General features: G+C 33.1%; 12 protein-coding genes. 5 read left to right on the top strand and 7 right to left on the bottom strand.

Annotated features, from left to right (window positions below; all coding sequences use genetic code 11):
- The first annotated feature begins 45 nt into the window (after window positions 1-45).
- Window positions 46-558 (top strand): acyl-CoA thioesterase, encoded by a 513-nt coding sequence (locus MHM83_RS02525; RefSeq protein WP_047788033.1) that lies wholly within the window; start codon window positions 46-48, stop codon window positions 556-558.
- A gap of 6 nt (window positions 559-564) precedes the next feature.
- Here MHM83_RS02525 and MHM83_RS02520 read toward each other — a convergent pair whose 3' ends face one another.
- From MHM83_RS02520 to MHM83_RS02495, 6 genes are read right to left on the bottom strand one after another with little or no spacing between them, the layout of a single operon-like run.
- Window positions 565-1,599, bottom strand: coding sequence for an AI-2E family transporter (locus MHM83_RS02520; RefSeq protein ID WP_073182341.1), 1,035 nt, complete (start codon window positions 1,597-1,599; stop codon window positions 565-567).
- A gap of 54 nt (window positions 1,600-1,653) precedes the next feature.
- A complete protein-coding gene (locus MHM83_RS02515) occupies window positions 1,654-2,871 on the bottom strand; it encodes a murein hydrolase activator EnvC family protein (RefSeq protein ID WP_239178294.1) in 1,218 nt (405 codons plus the stop codon).
- A gap of 2 nt (window positions 2,872-2,873) precedes the next feature.
- Window positions 2,874-3,641, bottom strand: a complete 768-nt coding sequence (locus tag MHM83_RS02510; RefSeq protein ID WP_047788031.1) for a DUF4292 domain-containing protein — start codon at window positions 3,639-3,641, stop codon at window positions 2,874-2,876.
- A gap of 20 nt (window positions 3,642-3,661) precedes the next feature.
- Window positions 3,662-4,660 carry a tetratricopeptide repeat protein gene (locus MHM83_RS02505; RefSeq protein ID WP_239178293.1) on the bottom strand — a complete coding sequence of 333 codons (999 nt, stop codon included), beginning with the start codon at window positions 4,658-4,660 and terminating at the stop codon, window positions 3,662-3,664.
- Complete coding sequence (locus MHM83_RS02500) at window positions 4,638-5,654, bottom strand: sugar phosphate nucleotidyltransferase (RefSeq protein ID WP_239178292.1); 1,017 nt, start codon at window positions 5,652-5,654, stop codon at window positions 4,638-4,640. The genes MHM83_RS02505 and MHM83_RS02500 overlap by 23 nt, the downstream gene beginning before the upstream one ends.
- A 57-nt stretch (window positions 5,655-5,711) precedes the next feature.
- Window positions 5,712-7,373 (bottom strand): ABC transporter ATP-binding protein, encoded by a 1,662-nt coding sequence (locus MHM83_RS02495; protein WP_073182340.1) that lies wholly within the window; start codon window positions 7,371-7,373, stop codon window positions 5,712-5,714.
- Window positions 7,374-7,678: 305 nt separating this feature from the next.
- Here MHM83_RS02495 and MHM83_RS02490 point away from each other — a divergent pair, with 305 nt between their 5' ends.
- The 4 genes from MHM83_RS02490 to MHM83_RS02470 all read left to right on the top strand — a co-directional run bounded on the left by MHM83_RS02490 (window position 7,679) and on the right by MHM83_RS02470 (window position 20,354).
- Window positions 7,679-10,375 carry a GEVED domain-containing protein gene (locus MHM83_RS02490; protein WP_304650997.1) on the top strand — a complete coding sequence of 899 codons (2,697 nt, stop codon included), beginning with the start codon at window positions 7,679-7,681 and terminating at the stop codon, window positions 10,373-10,375.
- A gap of 67 nt (window positions 10,376-10,442) precedes the next feature.
- On the top strand, window positions 10,443-13,928 hold the full coding sequence (locus tag MHM83_RS02480; RefSeq protein WP_239178291.1) for a M4 family metallopeptidase: 3,486 nt from the start codon (window positions 10,443-10,445) through the stop codon (window positions 13,926-13,928).
- A 240-nt stretch (window positions 13,929-14,168) separates the two neighbouring features.
- Window positions 14,169-18,416: a GEVED domain-containing protein gene (locus MHM83_RS02475; protein WP_239178290.1), complete on the top strand. Its 4,248-nt coding sequence runs from the start codon at window positions 14,169-14,171 to the stop codon at window positions 18,414-18,416.
- A gap of 75 nt (window positions 18,417-18,491) precedes the next feature.
- A complete protein-coding gene (locus MHM83_RS02470; protein WP_239178289.1) occupies window positions 18,492-20,354 on the top strand; it encodes an ABC-F family ATP-binding cassette domain-containing protein in 1,863 nt (620 codons plus the stop codon).
- A 66-nt stretch (window positions 20,355-20,420) separates the two neighbouring features.
- Here the strand turns inward: MHM83_RS02470 and MHM83_RS02465 are convergent, their stop codons facing one another.
- On the bottom strand, window positions 20,421-20,618 hold the full coding sequence (locus MHM83_RS02465; RefSeq protein ID WP_125066290.1) for a hypothetical protein: 198 nt from the start codon (window positions 20,616-20,618) through the stop codon (window positions 20,421-20,423).
- Window positions 20,619-20,652 lie beyond the last annotated feature (34 nt).

Genomic DNA, 20,652 nt, shown 5'->3' with positions numbered 1-20,652 from the left:
AGGTAGATTTTTTTGTTGCTGTATCTTTGCATCAAAATTTAATTGATGAGAGCAAAATCACCAAGAGAATCGTTAACTGTACTTACCGATTTAGTTTTACCAGGAGAAACAAATTATTTAGATAACCTTTTTGGAGGAGAGTTATTAGCTCGTATGGATAGAGCTTGTAGTATTGCTGCACGCCGTCATTCGAGAAGAATTGTAGTAACAGCCTCTGTAAATCACGTAGCCTTTACCAAATCGGTACCTGTAGGAAGTGTGGTAACTTTAGAAGCAAAGGTTTCACGTGCTTTTAAATCATCAATGGAGATTTATGTAGATGTTTGGATTGAAGATCGTCAATCGGGTGAAAAAACGAAGGTAAATGAAGGAATTTATACGTTTGTTGCTGTTGATGAAACAGGAAAACCAGTACCAATTCCTCAAATTGAACCAGAAACCGAATTAGAGAAACAACGTTATGAAGCTGCATTACGTAGAAAGCAATTAAGCTTAGTTTTAGCAGGTAAAATGGATCCTAAGGAGGCTTTGGAGTTGAAATCTATTTTTATGGATTAAAATCGTTTATATGTCATCAACATTGCCATTTTCTGATAGAAAGATGGCAATGTTTTTTGTTTTTTCAAACTGAGAGAAAATAATAATCATAATTACTGTAATTGGTACCGATAATATCATACCAGTTATTCCCCAAATTTCTCCCCAAACAGCTAAAGAAAGTATTGTTACAAGTGGGCTTAAGTTTAGCGACCTTCCAAAAACTTTTGGTTCTACAACATTACCAACAATAACTTGAACGGCTCCTACTGCTATAGCAACAATTAAAAAAGGAGCAAACTCTCCAAATTGTATTAGGCAAAAAATAGCAGGAAAAGCTGTAGCTACCAATGAACCAATAGTTGGTATATAATTTAAAAGGAAGATTAAGAAAGCCCAAAAAGGAGCGCCATCTACTCCAACCATTAATAAAATAAAGTAGCTTAAAACACCTGTTAGTAGGCTTACATATGTTTTTAATCGTAAGTAATTAGAAATAGAGGTTTCTACTTTTTTTAAAATTGCTTGAAAACCTTTTGAATTCTCTGAGGTATCTAAAAAAACCTTTTGTAACTTTTTTTTAAAGTTACTTTCCTCTAAAAAGATAAATAAAGCATAAATTATTATCATAAAGGTATCACCGAGCAAGCTGCTGATTCCGTTTGCGATATCACCTAAAACAGAGCCATAGTCAAAATCTCCAATAACAGATTTAAGTGATGTAACAATATCTATATGAAAGTAAGCATTAAAACGCTTTATAATAGCATCAATATTTGGTTCATATTTTGAATATGATGTGGTTAAGTTTGAAATACTATTTGTTATAATTTCAGAAATAAAACCAAAACCAAGTATAATTAATGTAAATACAAAAACATTACTTAACCAAAATGGAATAAATCGTTTTGCAAAAGGTATTCTATATATTGTTTTTCGGATTTCACGTGTTAAAAACCAAAAAATAATAGCAAAAATAAAAGGAATTAAAATCCCTTTGCCAATGACTAATGTTGCAATAATTGCTACAGTTACAATAATAAAGTTTGATGCGTTTTTCACACGTTTAAATTTGGTTACAATTTAAAAATAAAATTTATAACTGTTTTAATGGTGTTAAGAACGAATCCATTGTGCAGGGTTCAATCGGTTTCGGTCTTTATACAACATAAAACTAAGTTGTGTTTTACCTGTTACTTTGTTAGTGAATACTTTTCCTAGTTTGTCGCCAGTTTTAACAGCATCACCTTTTTTTACATAAACTTCTTTTAACTTATTGTATGCAGAAATATAGTTACCATGTTGTACTAAAACTGATTTTCTTCCATCAGGATGTAATTGAATAACTAAAACTTTTCCGTTAAAAATACTCTTTACATCGGTATTTGCTTTGGTTGCAATGTATAACCCGTGGCTATTGATAGTAATTCCAGGAAATGTAGGGTGTGGTTGAACTCCATATTTTCGTGTAATAACACCTTTAACTGGCCAAGGTAAATTACCTCTATTTTGCTCAAAGTTAGCAAGTAAAGCTTTTTCTTCGGCATTTAAAATAAAACCAGAGCTTTTGGTTTTACCTTTTGTAGTTTTTTTGCCTTTGTTTGCTTTAGCAATAGCATCTCTAATTAACTTATCAATTCTGGCAGCAATTCTTTTTTCTTCTCGTTGTTTCTTTTGTAAATCGCTTTTGTATTTTTTCTCTTCCTTTTTAATTTTTGAAATTAATTGCTCTTGATTTTTCTTCTCGTCTTCAATTTCTTTTTTCTGACTTTTCTCGTCAGAAAGTAACGCTTCTTTTGATTTTTTTTGCGCAGCTAACGAGTCGTTTAGTTGTTCTACTTCTTTCGCTTTAACTATAATTTCTTCTCCTTGTTTTTTTCTGTAGTCTTTATATTGTTGCATGTATTTTAATCTCTTATAAGCTTGATAAAAGCTTTCTGAAGACAATAAAAACATGGTTTTACTTTGTTGCGATTTACTTTTGTAAGATTTAACGACCATATCTCGATAGTCATTTTTTAATTTTTCTAGCTCGTCATTATATTTTTTTAATTGCTGCTCGTTTGTATTGATCTCTTTAGAAAGTAATTTTGTCTCTAACTCAATAGTTTCAATTAAACGCTCTCTAACACTTATTTTTTGGTTTAAGTCTTTTAAATCGTCTAAAGCACTAGTCTTTTTTTTCTTTGTTGTGAACAAAAGATTATTAACTAGCTCTATTTCATTTTTAAGTTTCTTTCGCCTATTTTCAAGCTCTTTCCTACTTTGAGCAAAAGAAGAAATTCCTACAAAAAATAGGCATAAAAAAGAGATGTAAAAAACAGGGTACTTCATAATTATAATTGAATTTCTTTATAACCGTTAGGTATATTAAAACTTACATTTAACTTAGTGTTATATTCTACTGAACGAGTTGTAATATCAATAATAGTAAACTTATTTTTTTCTTTAGCTCTTATGTTAATTTTTTCAGGAAAAAAGGTAGTGTTTTTCTTATGATATTTTGGATAACTAATGTCTAAACGTTGGTCTTTTAACGAGTTTACTATTAATTGCTTGTTTAGTTTAAAGTGTTTAGGGTTTACATAAAAAAATAAGTCGAATAAAGTAGGTTGTTTTTTAGGAGACAATTGATATGATTTTTCTTGAATTTGAACTTCTTGACGTTCAGATTTTACATCCATCAACGCCTCACCTAATAACATGCTTTGTAACTGTTTAAAATTAATATCGGTTCCTAATAATTTTTTTAGCATCATAAAATCTCCATCAAAGTAGCTTTTTTCATATGGAGAGTAAAATTGCACTTTGGTAGGAGTGATTTTAGCTTTAAAAATAGAGATGATTTTGGTTCCTTTCAACCAAATAACTTCGTCTTTTTTAATCTTCATTCTTACTGAAAAGCCTAAACTTTCTTTATTGTTTTTGTAATTAACTTTTAAACGAGCATCTACCGTTTTTTTGTCAAAATTTGAGGCAATGTGTTTTTTAGCTACTTTGCGTGCCGATAATTCTTTAATAACGACATCACCAGTAACGTTTTTGGTAGATTTACATGAAGTTAAACCTAAAAATAATATAAGTAATAAAGTGGTGTATTTCATAAATTTTATACTAACGAAACCTATTTTAAAATTTTTTCAGCTTTGTTTTTATAAGAATTGGCTTTTTTAACATCATTCAATCCTTGGTAAGCTTTAGATATTTCTAAGTAAAATTTAGCTTCTATTTCATTATTGTCAATAACAAAATCAATGCCGTTCTGTAAGGTTTCTATTGCTTTTTTATAATCTTTATTGTTATTAAACGCTTTTCCGTTCATTAAATATACAAAAGGTTGCGCAGGAAAAAGAACTAAACCTTGTTCACTGTATTTTAATAAGTCAGTATCATTGTTTGCGGCCAACTTATCTAGTAACGTTTTTAAATTGGTATAAGATTTTTCTTTCTCAAAAAGTGATTTTGGATCAAGGTTTTCAGTGATTTTTTTTGGTTGTGCCTCGGTTGTTTTTCGAGCATTTATTTTTCTTTCAATAGAGCGAAGTCTGGCATTTAATAATTTAGCTTCTTTTAACTCTGTTAATACTTTTTTAGCAGAGGTAACATCTTTGTTTTGGAGATGTAAGAAAACAAGTAACTGTTTTTTCTTTGGGTTTGTTGTAGCTATTTTTTGTTGCGTAATAATAGCGTCCTCAAAATCAGCTAACTTTCTTAAAATAAACACTTTGTGTTCAAGCATCCAAACATTATTAGGTTCTGTTTCTAAAGCTAAATCAATGTAAGATAGAGCTTCAGGATTTCTACCTAATTTTTCATAGTTTTTAGAAAGTTCAAATAAAACAGCTTTATTATTTGGAAGTATTCTGTTACACTCTTCTAAATTTTGTATAGCTTTTTGGTAATTAAAAATAGCTTTGTTTGAAAGCGCTTTAAAAAAATATTGTTGAAATTCAATATTGTTTTTTTCAGCAATGTTAATTGATGCTGGAATGCTATCTTGAGCGTTTAGAAAGTATGAAAAGAAGAGAAAGAAAAAAGACAGTATTGCTTTAGAAAAAAACTTTTTGTCTCTCTTCTCTCTTCTCTTTTCTATTGAGTTTTTATGTAAGTTCTGTATAATCACCTATACTTACCGATGTATGATTAGCATTGTATTTTGCATGGTTACCAACCATAGCATTATCTAAATTGGCATTTGAAATATGCACGTTTGTTTGAATTAAAGAGTTAGTAATTGTTGAGTTTTCAACAACACTGTTTTCACCAATTGAAACAAAAGGACCTATTTTGGTGTTTTTTAACACTACATTTTTTCCAACATAACAAGGTTGAATAATTTCAGCGTTCTCTAATACAACGTCTTCAGATACTAAATTGTTGCCGTCTGCTTGTTCAAAGCCTAAAACTTGTTTGTTGGTATCTACTGTAGGGTCTTTCTTACCGCAATCCATCCAAGTATTTACTTTTCCAGGAATAAACTTGGCTCCTTTTACTTTTAAAGCTTCTAGAGCTTCTGTTAGTTGATATTCACCAGAAGGTCTGATATCATTATCAATTAAATATTTTATCTCTTCTAATAATTTATCGGCATCTTTAAAATAATAAATACCAATAATAGCTAAATCAGAGACAAATTCTTTTGGTTTTTCAACAAAATCAGTAATAAATCCGTCTTTTAATTTTACTACACCAAAAGCACTAGGATCTTCTACTTGCTTCACCCAAATAGCCCCATCAGCGTTAGCATCTAATGTAAAATCAGCCTTAAATAAAGTATCGGCAAAAGCCACCACACAAGAACCTCCTAATGATTCTTTAGCACAATAAATAGCGTGAGCAGTTCCTAATGCTTCTTCTTGCACGTATACAGAACCTTTTGCTCCTAAGTTTTCGGCTATTTTTATTAATTTATCTTTTGTATCTGCAGGAAACCCTTTAGAAGCAGGTCCAATTATAAAAGCAATTTCCTCTATAGGTTGATCTACAACAGAAGTGATATCTTCCACTAATCGTTGTACAATTGATTTACCAGCAATAACTGTTAATGGCTTAGGAGTTGTTAATGTATGAGGTCTTAAACGAGACCCAATTCCTGCCATTGGTACTATAATCTTCATATTCTTTCTTTTCGTTTTTAACGGTGCAATATACCATTAATAACGCAGTGAAAAAAGTTACAGCCCTTTTGGGATGGCTTCTATTAAAGTTTGGGTGTATTTTGTCTTTGGATGTTGGTAAATTTCGTCAGCATCAGCTATTTCTTCAATTCTACCCTTGTTCATTACAACTAATTGATCTGCCATGTATTTTACCACAGATAAATCATGAGAAATAAATATATAAGTAAAATTAAATTCTGTTTTTAATTGATTCAATAAGTTTAATACTTGTGCTTGCACTGATACATCGAGTGCAGAAACCGATTCGTCACAAATAATTAGTTTTGGTTGTAGAGCTATAGCACGAGCAATTCCTATACGTTGGCGCTGTCCGCCAGAAAATTCATGTGGGTAACGATTAAAGTGAGTTGCTTCTAAACCTACTTTTTCTAATAAGTTGCAGACATATTCTTTTCGCTCTTTATTAGAATTTAAAATGTTATGAACTTTCATCGGTTCTAAAATAGCATCACCAACAGTAATTCTTGGATTCAATGAAGAAAACGGATCTTGAAATATAATCTGAATTTCTTTTCGAAGTTTTTTAAAGTCTTTTCTCGAGAGTTTAGTAATATCTTTTCCGTTATATAGAATACTTCCCGAAGTGGCTTTTTCTAGTTGTAAAATAGTCCTACTTAAAGTGGTTTTTCCACAACCACTCTCTCCTACTAGTCCTAAAGTTTCACCTTTATAAATCTTAAAAGAAACGTCATTGACGGCTTTTACAACAGTTGGTTTTGAAAACCATGAAGCATTGCTGATAAAATCTTTATGCAAATCAATAATTTCTAACAACGGAGGTTTATTATATATTGTTTGATGAAAAGCAGTGCGCTCCTCATTTGTATACACTGTAGAGTTTATAGTTTCATTAATAAAATCGTTAACTGTAGGTAAAGTTTTTAATCGTTTTTCTGTATTTGGTTTTGAGTTGATTAAAGCTTTTGTATAACTTTCTTTTGGGTGTAAAAAAACATGATTAGCACTTCCCTTTTCTACTATTTTTCCTTTATGCATTACCACAACAGAATCTGCAATTTCAGAAACCAATGCTAAATCGTGTGAAATAAAAATAATTCCCATTTCAAACTCTTGTTGTAGTTCTTTCAAAAGTAAAATAATTTCTTTTTGTACGGTTACATCCAATGCTGTTGTAGGCTCATCAGCAATAAGTAATTGTGGCTTGCAGGCAATTGCCATAGCAATCATCACACGTTGCTTTTGCCCGCCACTTATTTGATGAGGATACGAATCGTAAATAGTTTCAGGTCTGGGAAGTTTTACCTTTGAGAATAAGGAAATAACTTCCTCCTTAATTTCTTGATTAGATAATTGTGTATGCTGTTGTAGCATTTCAGCAACTTGAACACCACAAGTTAATGTAGGGTTCAGAGAACTCATAGGTTCTTGAAAAATCATGGCTATTTGGTTACCACGTATTTTTTGAAAATCTTGCTCATTAAAACTCAACAAAGATTGTTTGTTAAAAAGTATCTCCCCTCTTATGGAAGCAGTTTTAGGAAGTAATCCTAAAATAGCTAAAGAACTTATTGATTTTCCACTACCGCTTTCACCAACAATTCCTAGTATTTTGTTTTTTTGAAGGCTAAAAGAAACTTGTTGAACTATGGGTAGAGAGTTTTTAAAGGATATTTCTAAATCTTTAACTTGAAGCATTAATTATAAATTTTAATAAAAATACGATTAATATTTCCATTTTCTTTCCTTGAAAGAAGATTTTGCTATAACTATTTGATAGTGAGTAATAATAAAAAACTTTCTCTATATCCTATAAAACCTAGTGTTTAATTGGTGTAAAACAATGTTTTTGTTTTGTAAAGTGAATATAAACAGTTAATTAACTATTTTAAATTTATATTTTTTTATCTTTTTTTATATATTTGTCAATGTTTTAACAAATAATTAAGAGTAGAAATAAAAAAGCTCTTAAATTTTATTAACTCAATTAAAAACCCTTCAAAATGAAAAACAAAATTACTCTAGCACTTATGTGCTTATTTTTTGTTGGTGCTTTGTATGCCCAAGAAAAAAGAAACTGCCACTCAATGGAAAACCTTGAGTACAGACAATCCCTCAATCCTTCTTTAAAAAGTAAAATGCAAGAAATAGAATCCTTTACCCAGAGGAGACTAGCTGAAAAGAAGAATCAACAAGGAAAAATAGTAGGAAATATAATTCAAATTCCTGTAGTTGTCCATGTAATTTATAACAATTCTCAAGAGAATATTAGTGTGGCACAAATTCAATCACAAATGGATGTTTTAAATGAAGACTTCAGAAGAACTAATTCAGATAAAACAAACAAATGGTCACAAGCAGCAGATACAGAGATAGAGTTTTATTTAGCTCAAGTTGATCCAAGTGGTAATCCAACAAATGGAATAACAAGAAAGTCTTCTACTAGAACTTCATGGGGAACTAATGATGCAATGAAAAAATCTTCACAAGGAGGAGTAGATCCATGGGATACTTCTGAGTATCTTAATATGTGGGTATGTAATATTGGTGGTGGAATTTTAGGATATGCACAGTTTCCAGGAGGTAGTGCATCTACCGATGGAGTTGTAATGAGTCCACAATATTTTGGTAGTTCAGATAAAGGATCAGGTTTTTACTTATCAGCTCCTTTTGACAAAGGAAGAACAACTACGCATGAAGTAGGTCACTTTTTAAACCTAAGACATATTTGGGGTGATGGAGGCTGTGGTGTTGATGATTTTGTTTCTGATACTCCAGAGTCTGACGCTGCAAATTATGGATGCTCAACAGGACACACATCTTGTGGTTCAGAGGATATGGTTGAAAATTATATGGATTACTCAGATGACTCTTGTATGAATTTATATACACTTGGACAAAAAAACAGAATGCGTGCTGTTTTAGAATCTGGTGGCGTACGTAGGAGCTTAGCATTATCTGATAAAACAGGAGGTTCTACTTCATGTACAGCAACTGTACCAACAGGAGTAACAGTATCTGGTGTAACTTCATCTGAAGCATCAGTTTCTTGGACAGTAGTTTCAGGAGCTACTTATGATGTAAGATACCGCCAAACAGGAACATCATCTTGGACAACTAATGCAGTTTCAGGAACATCAACATCTTTAAGCGGATTATCAGCTTTAACTCAATATGAAGTACAGGTGCGTAGTAAGTGTTCTGATGGATCAAACTCAGCGTATAGTGCATCTTCAACTTTTACTACTCCTGAAGTTACACTTTCTTATTGCTCCTCAAAAGGAAACAGTGTTTCTGATGAGTATATTGGAAGAGTACAATTAGGAACTATTGATAATAGCACAGGAGGAGGAAATGGATATTCAGATCATACAGCCATTTCAACAAATTTAGCAAAAGGAACTTCTCATACAATTACTATTACACCAACTTGGACAGGAACAGTGTACAATGAAGGATATGGTATTTGGATAGATTATAACCAAGATGGTGATTTTGCTGATGCCGGAGAAACAGTTTGGACAAAGGCACCATCAAAAGACACACCAGTTAGTACATCTTTTACAGTGCCAGCTACAGCTACAGATGGAGCAACAAGAATGCGTATAGTTTTAAAATATAATGCAACTCCAACGGCATGTGAAGCTTCATTTTCTTACGGTGAAGTAGAAGATTATACAGTAGTAATAGGAGCAGGAACAGCAGATACAACAGCACCAACTGTACCAACAAACTTAGCAGCTTCTAGTGTAACACAAACATCATTAACACTAAATTGGTCTGCTTCAACAGATAACGTTGGGGTAACAGGTTATGATGTTTATCAAGGAACAACAAACATAGGATCTGTAACAGCAACTACAATGAATGTAACAGGATTATCAGCTGCTACTGCCTATACTTTCTCAGTAAGAGCAAAAGATGCAGCAGGAAATGTTTCTGCTTCTAGTAGTGCAATAAACGTAACAACTTTATCAAACTCCGTTTCATACTGTGACTCAAAAGGAAATAATTCTTCGTATGAGTGGATTGATAACGTTGAGTTAGGAGGAATGACGAATGCAACTGGAAATAATGGAGGGTATGCAGACTTTACCTCTAAAACAGCAACATTGGCAGTTGGCAGTTCAAACCAAATGACTGTTAGCGCAGGATTTAATAGCTCTTCATATACAGAACATTGGGCTGTTTGGATTGATTTTAATCAAAACGGAACATTTGAGAACAGTGAAAAAGTCGTAACAGGATCTTCATCAAGTGCTAATAACTTAACATCTACGGTTGATGTTCCTGCAGGAGCCGCTTTAGGAACAACAAGAATGCGTGTTTCTATGAAGTATAACTCTGCTCAAACAGCGTGTGAAACATTTACTTATGGAGAAGTTGAAGACTACACTGTAAATATTGTTTCTAGTACAAGACAAAACCATTCAGCTAGTGTGAGTGGAGAAAGACTGGGCAATGAAAACAGTTTAGACTTCATGGCATACCCTAATCCAGCAGTAGACTTTATACAAGTAAAATTAGCTTCTAGGGCTGATAATATGACTTATAAAATTGTAAATACAATTGGTAGAGTAATGAAATCAGGTCGTTTAAATTCATCAAACATCGACGTTTCTAAACTAAATACAGGTATGTATATCTTAGAAGTTAATGATGGTCAAAAACTACTAACTACTAAGGTATTTAAAAAATAAATCTTACAAAAGCCTGAGAAATAACTCAGGCTTTTTAATTAAAATCAATTAACTAAACCCTTCAAAAATGAAACACAATTATGCAAGAACTGTGTTTTTATCTGCTTTTCTATTCGCAGGAGTTTATACAATAAATGCCCAAGAAAATAGAGAGTTAAAACACCTTAAGTTCAACAAATCTTCAAAACTGTCTTTACAAAAGGCACCAGATTTAATTAGAAAAAAATTAAAGCTATTTAAAAATGATGGCTTACAAAAAATCCAATCAAATAGAGATGATTTAGGTTTTACACACGAGAAATTTCAACAAAAATTTAAAGGAGTAAAAGTAGAATTTGCCACTTATACAGCCCACGCAAAAAACGGTGCTTTAATGAGCATGAATGGTGAGTTTTACGATGTTGGAAAGGTTAATATAAGTCCAAAATTATCTAAAGATCAAGCATTTCGAAAAGCTTTATCACACACAGGAGCAGAAAAGTATTTATGGGAATTTCCTGAAGCAGCTAAAGAAATGGATAATTATGAGAAACCTAAAGGAGAACTATTAATTCTTCCAAGAGAAGTTATAGGGAAAAAAGAAGCAAGGCTAGCTTATAAATTCGACATTTTTGCTACAAAACCGCTAAGCAGAGGGTATTTATACATAGATGCTCATACAGGAGAAACGTTATTTTATAACGCTATAATTAAACATGCAGATAAATTTGGTCATGTAGGAGAGCTTACTAAGCATGCTAAAAAAAGTAAAAAAGTAGCAGAAGCTATTACTACCACATTAGCATCAGGTACTGCACAAACTCGTTACAGCGGAACTAGAACAATAGAAACATCACTAAGTGGAGGTAACTACATTTTAAGTGATTCTGGAAGAAAAATTTACACCAGAGATGCAAAAAACCAAGCACCAGGTTCTACATATCCATATGTTACAAATTACGATCAATTTACTGATAATGATAATAATTGGACCACAGCAGAACATAGTGCTAACAAAGATGATGCAGCATTAGATGCTCATTGGGGAGCAATGATGACCTATGAGTATTTTTTACAAAAGCATAATAGAAATAGTTACGATAACAGTGGAGCTCAAATTAGAAGTTATGTACATGTTGATACTAACTATGATAATGCCTTTTGGAATGGTTCTGTAATGTCTTATGGAGACGGTTCTTCTAATGGGCAGGAAGGAAACGGAAACTTTGATGCTTTAACTTCTATTGATGTAGCTGCTCATGAAATAGGACATGCCGTTTGTACTTATACAGCAAACTTAGCATATCAAAGAGAGTCAGGAGCTTTAAACGAAGCTTTTTCAGATATTTGGGGGGCAGCTGTTGAACATTTTGCAAAAGGAAATGGAAATGATTTAAACCCAGACCTTTCAGTTTGGTTAATAGGAGACGAAATAGACAGACGTAGTGGTTCTGCTGCTTTACGTTCTATGAATGACCCAAAATCACAAGGGCAACCAGATACTTACGGAGGAACTTATTGGAAGAACCCTAACTGTGGAACACCTACAAGATTTAATGACTACTGTGGAGTTCATACAAACTCAGGAGTTTTAAATAAATGGTTTTATTTATTAACTGTTGGAGGATCAGGAACAAATGATGCGTCTGATACATACAATGTTACTGGAATTGGTATGGCAAAAGCTGCAAAAATAGCGTATCGTACCGAAGCTAATTACTTATCAGCTAATTCAACATATGCTGACGCAAGAACAGCAGCAATTCAAGCAGCTACCGATTTATACGGAGCAAACTCTCAAGAAGTAATTTCAACAACAAATGCTTTTTATGCAGTAAATGTAGGAGAAGAATTTGTACAAACTTGTGCTTTAGCAGCACCAACAAACTTAAATTCATCAAATATTGGTGATAATGGATTTACAGTAACTTGGACGGCAGTTTCAGGAGCAGCTTCTTACGATGTAACCACTGGAGGAAATACAACAAATGTAGCAGGAACAACATTTAATGCTACAGGGTTATTAAGCGGAACAGAATATATTGTATCTGTAGCTGCTAAATGTACAGCAGGTGGAACAGGAACACCAGCAACATTAAATGTAACGACAACAGGTACACCACCACTTAATTATTGTTCTTCAAAAGGAAATAGTGTTGCTGATGAATATATAGAAAGAGTTCAATTAGGAAGCATAGATAACACTTCTGACGGTGGTGGTGGGTACTCTGATTTCACTACAATTTCAACAGATTTATCTATTGGTGATTCTAATACAATAACTATTACTCCTAAATGGACAGGTACTGTTTACAGTGAAGGTTATGGAGTATGGATTGATTATAATCAAGATGGAGATTTTTCTGATGCTGGAGAAACAGTTTGGACAAAAGCAGCATCAAAAGATACTCCTGTAAGTACATCATTTACAGTGCCAGCTTCAGCAACCGAAGGAACTACTAGAATGAGAATTGTATTAAAATACAATGCTACACCAACGGCTTGTGAAGTAACATTTTCTTATGGTGAAGTAGAAGATTATACAGTTAATATTACAAATGCTACACCAGATACAGAAGCACCAACAGCGCCTTCTTCAGTAACAGCATCTAATATTGAAGAAACAACAGCAACATTAAGTTGGACAGCATCAACAGATAATGTAGGAGTAGCTAGTTACGAAGTATTTAATGGAACTACAAGTACAGGAACTGTTAGTGGTACATCAATGAATTTAACTGGGTTAACTGCAAATACTACATATAACTTTACAGTAAAAGCTAAAGATTCTGCAGGAAATGTTTCAGCAGCAAGTAATACAGCCACTTTTACAACCAAAGATGTATCTGTAGTAGAATATTGTACTTCTCAAGGAAACAATTCTTCTTACGAATGGATTGACAGAGTTTCTATGGGAGGAGTTGATAACACTACAGGAAATGATGGTGGTTATAAAGATTATACAAACTTAACTATGAATGTAGCCCAAGGAGCTAATCGATTATATGTGAGTGCTGGATTTAATAGCTCTTCTTATACCGAGTACTGGAAAGCATGGATTGACTACGATAAAGATGGTATTTTTGAAGATACAGAAGTTGTGTTAAGTGGTTCTTCATCAAGTGCAGGAGATATTTATGAAGACTTTACAATACCATCGAATGTTTCAGGAACTACAAGACTCAGAGTTTCTATGAAGTACAATAGTGCTCAAACGGCATGTGAAACATTTACTTACGGTGAGGTAGAAGATTATACTGTTAACATTTCTTCTGGCTCTTCAGTAAATACAATAGCTGGTTTTGCAGCAAACATTAATGGAGAAGCAATAGGAAATGAAGAAAGTTTAGACTTACTAACATATCCTAATCCAGCAGCAGATTTTGTACAAGTAAAACTAGCTTCAAAAGCAGAAAAAATACATTATAAACTTATAAATACTGTGGGTAAAGTAATAAAAGAAGGTCGTTTAAAATCTTCTAATCTAGACGTTTCAAAATTAAATACTGGAATGTACATTTTAGAAATAAATGACGGACAAAAACTACTCACAACAAAACTGTTTAAAAAGTAAGTTTTAAAAACATTAAAGAAAAACAAAAGTCTGAGTTTTTACTCAGGCTTTTGCTTGTTTTAAATTGTAAATACCATTGAGAATAAAATCTTTGACTTAGCTAGGGGTGGCTGAACTATTAAAGTTGGTTTATAAAGGGTTAAAAAATGAGTCTATTCAAAAAGGTAAGAGACGAAGAAAAGGTAGTATTATAAAAGAGCTAGGAAATAAAAACTTAATTATTTAATTAAATTAATTCAAATGAACAAAAAGTTTAAATTTCTGATTGGAGGGCTGTCTGTTGCAGCAGTTTCAATTATTGGTTCAGATTATCTTAAAAAGCAAGATGTTGCTGATAAACTGGCCGAACAACGTAAAGTACATAGTACTTTTTTAAAGGAAAGTCCTTTGAATGAATCGTTAAAATGGGGGAAAAAAGAAAGAAAACTTAGAGGATTACCACCCAATAGGTATTTCGATCAAATGCAATTACTTACCATGAACCCAGCTACAGGAAAAATGGAAGATGGAAGTCTAGCAGGATTGAGAGAAGATCTGTTAAAAAAACGAGCACAACAAAAAAACCCAGGAGACAATGGAAACTCTTGGACAGAAAGAGGGCCTAATAATGTAGGAGGCCGTACAAGAGTCGTTTTATTTGACCCAAATGATGCTACAAACAATACTGTATATGCTGGTGGAGTAAGTGGTGGTTTATGGAAAAATACAGACATCAGTAATGCGAATTCGCAATGGACAAGAGTACTAAACGTACCAGGAAACTTATCTGTTACGTCTATCACAGTAGATCCAAGAAACTCTAACAGATGGTATGTAGGTACAGGAGAACAATATACAGCAGGAGACGTAGTAGGAAATGGAGTTTATGTAACTACCGATGGAGGTACAACATGGAATGCAGTTAATATACCAGCAGCTGGAGAAGCAATTATTAATCACAATGCAAGTAATGTTTTCTTATCAGGAATTCATTATGTTAACGATGTATTAGCATGGGATAATGGAGCTTCAACAGAATTATTTGTTGCAGTAGGAGCACATGTGTATGGAGATTCTTCTAGTCCTAGAAATTGGTTAGGTTTACAGTCTGCAGGATTGTACCGATCTACAGATAATGGGGCTACATGGAACAGAATAGAATCTGCTAACATGAAGTATACCTTCGGTGGAAAAGATTACTATTACATAGCTAATGATTTAGAAGTAAGTGCAAATAATACACTATGGATGGGAACTATCGGTTCTGCTTTAGGTCAAGGCGGAGGTAGAGTGTTTAGCTCTACAAATGGAGGTACTTGGACAGAAGCAGCTGCATCTCCATTAACTGAATCTAATAGAGTAGAAATTGAACCTTCTGCTACCGATGCAAATAAAATTTACGCATTAACACAAGGTACAACAAGTACAGCGCCTGTTCATATTTATAAAACAACCAATGCTTTTTCAACAGCAAGTGCAACATCATTACCAAATGATGCTGATACTGGAATTGCAGCGAACGATTTTTGTCGTGGACAAGCATTTTATGATTTAGTAATTGAAGCAGATCCAACAAATGACAACATAGTATATGTTGGAGGTATTGATTTATTTAAAACGACAAACGGAGGCTCTTCATGGTCACAATTATCACACTGGTATGGAGGATTTGGTTATCAAAGTGTTCATGCAGATCAACATTCAATGGCTTTTGGAAATAATGACTCTTCTAAAATATTATTCGGAAATGATGGAGGAATCTATTATTCAGGAAATTCTGGAAGCACAATTAGCGTAAGAAACAAAGGTTATAATGTAACTCAGTTTGTAAAAGCAGGAATTGGTCCAGATGGCGCAGGAGATGTTAATGGAATTTTTAGTGCGGGTGCTCAAGATAATGGTACACAAGCATTTAGAAATGCAGTAGCAGGAATTAATAGTTCAACTGAATTAAGTGATGGTGATGGATTCTATACTTTCGTTGATAAAGATGGAGACTATATGATTGCTACATATGTAAACAACGTAATATATAGGTTTAACTTACCTTGGAATGGATTAGGTAGACGACAAGGAGGAGCAACAACATTATCAAGTGATCAAAACACAGGAGATTTTGTAAACCCAATGGGGTATGATAATGATGCAAATCGTCTATTATCGAACGCATCAACAAGTTCGGCTAGATCAATTTTGAGTATTAATGTAGCATCAAATTCAAAAGGAAATATTACAAATGCATTATTAGATGCAAGCCCAACTGCTTTTCAAGCATCTCCTTTTACAAATAATACATGGTTTGTAGGATTAGCGAACGGTAAACTATTAAAGTTAACGAATGTTACAAATTCTAACGCAACATGGTCAAATATCAATACTCCTTTTGTTGGTTCAGTATCTTCAGTAAGATTCGGAGCTACTGAAGATGATATTTTCGTAACAATACATAACTATGGTGTAACGAGTGTTTGGGCTACTTCAGATGGAGGAGCAAATTGGGTAAGCAAAGAGGGAAACCTACCAAATATTCCTGTAAGAGATATTTTACAGAACCCATTAGATAGAACAGAAGCTATTTTAGCAACACAACTAGGAGTTTGGTCTACATCTAACTTTAATGATGCAAATCCTAATTGGAGTCAAGCGTATAATGGAATGAGTGATGTTAGTGTTACTTCATTTGATTATTGGAACGTAAGTGGAGATCATGTTACTAACAAAGTAATTGCATCTACCTACGGTAGAGGAGTGTTTACAGGTTCATTTACAAGTAATGCAGCTGCCGATACAGAAGCACCTTCTGCTCCAACTAATTTAGCTGCGAGTTCTATAACAGCAACAAGTTTAACGTTAAATTGGACAGCATCAACAGATAACGTAGGTGTTACAGGGTATGATGTGTACCAAGGAGCAACTAAAATAGGAAGCTCAACAACAACTACATATAATGTAACAGGTTTAACAGCAAGTACAGCATATACATTTACTGTAAAAGCAAAAGATGCTGTAGGAAATATTTCAGCAGTGAGTAATACAGCAAATGCTACTACTACAGCAGCAACAATTACGTATTGTACCTCTAAAGGAAATAGCGTTTCAGATGAGTATATTGGGAGAGTTCAGTTAGGAAGTATCGATAATTCTTCAGGAGGAGGAAACGGATACTCTGACCATACTTCAATTTCTACCGATTTAGAAAAAGGAAAATCAAACACAATTACAATTACTCCAAAATGGACAGGAAATAGTTATGACGAGGGGTATGGAGTTTGGATTGATTATAACCAAGATGGAGATTTTTCTGATGCCGGAGAAACGGTTTGGACAAAAGCTAAATCGAAAGATACTCCTGTAAGTACATCATTTACAGTGCCTAGTTCAGCGGTAGATGGAGCTACAAGAATGAGAATCGTTATGAAGTATAATGCAACACCAACAGCTTGTGAGGCATCATTCTCTTACGGTGAAGTAGAAGATTATACAGTAAATATTACAGCTGCTGTAGCAGATACTCAAGCACCAACTGCACCTAGTAGTTTAGCTTCATCAAACGTTGCACAAACTACACTAACTTTATCTTGGACAGGATCAACAGATAATGTAGGTGTTACAGGATATGATGTATATCAAGGAGCAACTAAGTTAACAACTGTTACAACAACATCTTACAACGTAACAGGATTAACCGCTAATACAGCTTATACATTCTCTGTAAAAGCAACAGATGCAGCAGGGAATATTTCTGCAGCAAGCAATACAGTAAATGTTACTACATTAGATAATGTTGTTACTTATTGTGCTTCAAAAGGAAATAGAGTTACTTATGAATGGATAGATTATGTTTCTTTTGGAGGAATGACCAATACAACTGCTGCAAATGGAGGATATGGTGATTTTACAAACAAAATAGCAACAGTTACTCAAGGAACAACCAATCAAATTATTGTAAGTGCAGGATTTAGTGGTTCTTCATATACTGAGTATTTTACCGTTTGGATTGACTACAACCGTAATGGAACTTTTGAGGCTAGTGAACAAACTTCTTTAGGTTCGTCTGGTACAGCGGCAAACAGATCAGCTAATATCTCTATTCCAGCAGATGCGTTATTAGGACAAACAAGAATGCGTGTTTCTATGAAATATAACGGAGCATCAACAGCTTGTGAAACTTTTGCAGATGGAGAGGTAGAAGATTATACAGTGAATATTGTTAATTCATCATCTTCAGTAGCAGTCTCAGGTACAAGTGATGAGTTTGCTGAGCCATTAGACAAAGAAGCAAAATCAAGCTTAATAGCATATCCAAACCCAGCTGTAAGTAACGTTACTGTAAAATTTGGAAGCAACGAAAATGTAAGTTATAAAATAACAAATACCATTGGTAGAGTTGTGTTAACAGGAAAAACAGTTAATGGTACTGTAAATGTTTCTAACTTAAAAACAGGAATATATTTATTAGAAGCAAATGATGGTAAAAAATCAGAAACCATTAAGTTAATGAAGAAATAAAAGTATTTCTTTTAATTATAATAAAACCCGAGCAATTGCTCGGGTTTTTTGTTTCTTTGCATAAAATTATAGAGAATGAATTACCTATCAGTAGAAAACATAGCAAAATCGTATGGTGAAAAGGTCTTGTTTGAAGATATTTCTTTTGGAATTAATAAAGATCAAAAAATAGCCTTTGTTGCTAAAAATGGTAGCGGAAAAACCTCTATTTTAAACATTATTGCTGGAAAGGATACACCAGATGAAGGACAAGTTATAAGCAGAAAAGGAATTAATATTGCTTATTTGGCGCAAGACGATGACTTGAACCCAGATTTAACCATTGAAGAAACTATTTTTTCTACTGAAAACACTATTCTTCCAATTATTCAGCAATACGAAAAAGCATTACAAAATCCTGATGATGCAGAAGCATATCAAAAGGCATTTGAATTGATGGAGCAACACAATGCATGGGATTTCGAAACACAATACAAACAAATTTTATTCAAGTTAAAACTTGATGATTTATCACAAAAAGTAGGAAATCTTTCTGGAGGACAAAAGAAGCGATTGTCGTTAGCTATTATTCTAATTAATAAACCAGATTTATTAATATTAGATGAGCCAACAAACCATTTAGATTTGGAAATGATTGAATGGTTAGAAGCTTTTTTTGCGAAAGAAAAAATTACGTTGTTTATGGTTACGCACGACCGTTATTTTTTAGAGCGTGTGTGTAATGAGATTATTGAATTAGACAACGGAAAACTATATAAATATAAAGGAAACTATTCGTACTATCTTCAAAATAAAGAAGAACGAATGGCTTTAGAAGCCACAAATTTAAGTAAAGCTAAAAGCTTATTTAAAAAAGAATTAGATTGGATGCGTCGTCAACCAAAAGCCCGTACAACCAAATCTAAATCACGTATTGACGACTTTTTTGAAATAAAAAAGAAAGCGCATCAACGTAGAAAAGAACACGAAGTTCAGTTAGAAATTAACATGGAGCGTTTAGGAAGCAAAATTGTAGAGCTTCATAAATTAAAAAAGAACTTTGGAGATAAGGTTATTTTAGATGGATTTGATTACGTTTTTAAACGAGGAGAACGCATAGGAATCATCGGAAAAAATGGGACGGGAAAATCCTCTTTCTTAAATATATTAACAGGTAAAATTCCTGTAGATGGAGGTAAGGTAATTGTAGGTGAAACGGTAAAATTTGGGTACTACACTCAAAAAGGAATCCAAATAAAAGAAGGGCAAAAAGTAATAGAAGTCATCAAAGAATTTGGAGAAGAAATTCCGTTAACTAAAGGAAGAAGAATTTCTGCAGCTCAATTATTAGAACGTTTTTTATTCGACCGAAAAAAACAACACGATTTTGTTGAAAAGTTAAGTGGAGGAGAGCAAAAGCGTTTGTATTTATGTGCGGTGTTAATTCAAAACCCTAACTTTTTAATTCTTGATGAGCCTACCAACGATTTAGATGTAGTAACTTTAAATGTGTTAGAAAGCTTCTTATTGGATTATCCCGGAAACTTAATGGTAGTATCGCACGACCGTTATTTTATGGATAAGATAGTTGATGGCTTATTTGTTTTTAAAGGAAATGGAGAATTAGAAAACTTTCCAGGAAACTACTCTGATTACAGAGCATATGAAAGCTCTTTACCACCAGAACCTAAGGAGGAGAAGAAAGTAGCTGAAAAGCAAGAAAAAATACCACAGAAAGGGAAGTTAAGTTATAACGAAAAACGAGAGTTTGGTCAATTAGAAGTAGATATTGAAAAGTTGCAAAAAAAGAAAGTAAAATTAGAATCGCAATTTACGAATGGAGAAATAGCGATGGATGATATCAATGAAAAATCCCTAGAGCTACAAGAGGTTATAGAGAGTTTAGAGGAAAAAGAAGAACGCTGGTTTGAACTTTCGATGAAACTGGAAGGAAATTAATAAAATTTACGTTAAAATAGTAGTTTCTGAGAAGCATTTAGAAACTACTACTTTTAATAATGTTTACTAACATATTAATTCTTCTGGAACACATACAGATTGCTGGCAGCTGTATTCTCGAAAGCAACCAGAACCATCATCTTCTACGGTAAAATCATAACAATCATCTGCTGTTTCACAATTGTTGCCATAATTACCTCCATTAATTGATTTTTGTTCTACCTTACTTAAAGCTCTCCAGTTTTTTAAATTAATTTTTTCCATAATTTGTTTTTAGGTTAATCTTTTAAAGGTAAGT

This window comes from Tenacibaculum sp. Mcav3-52 (assembly GCF_022347665.1).
Classification (GTDB): domain Bacteria; phylum Bacteroidota; class Bacteroidia; order Flavobacteriales; family Flavobacteriaceae; genus Polaribacter; species Polaribacter mesophilus.
This window is presented reverse-complemented; position numbering and strand designations above follow the sequence as displayed.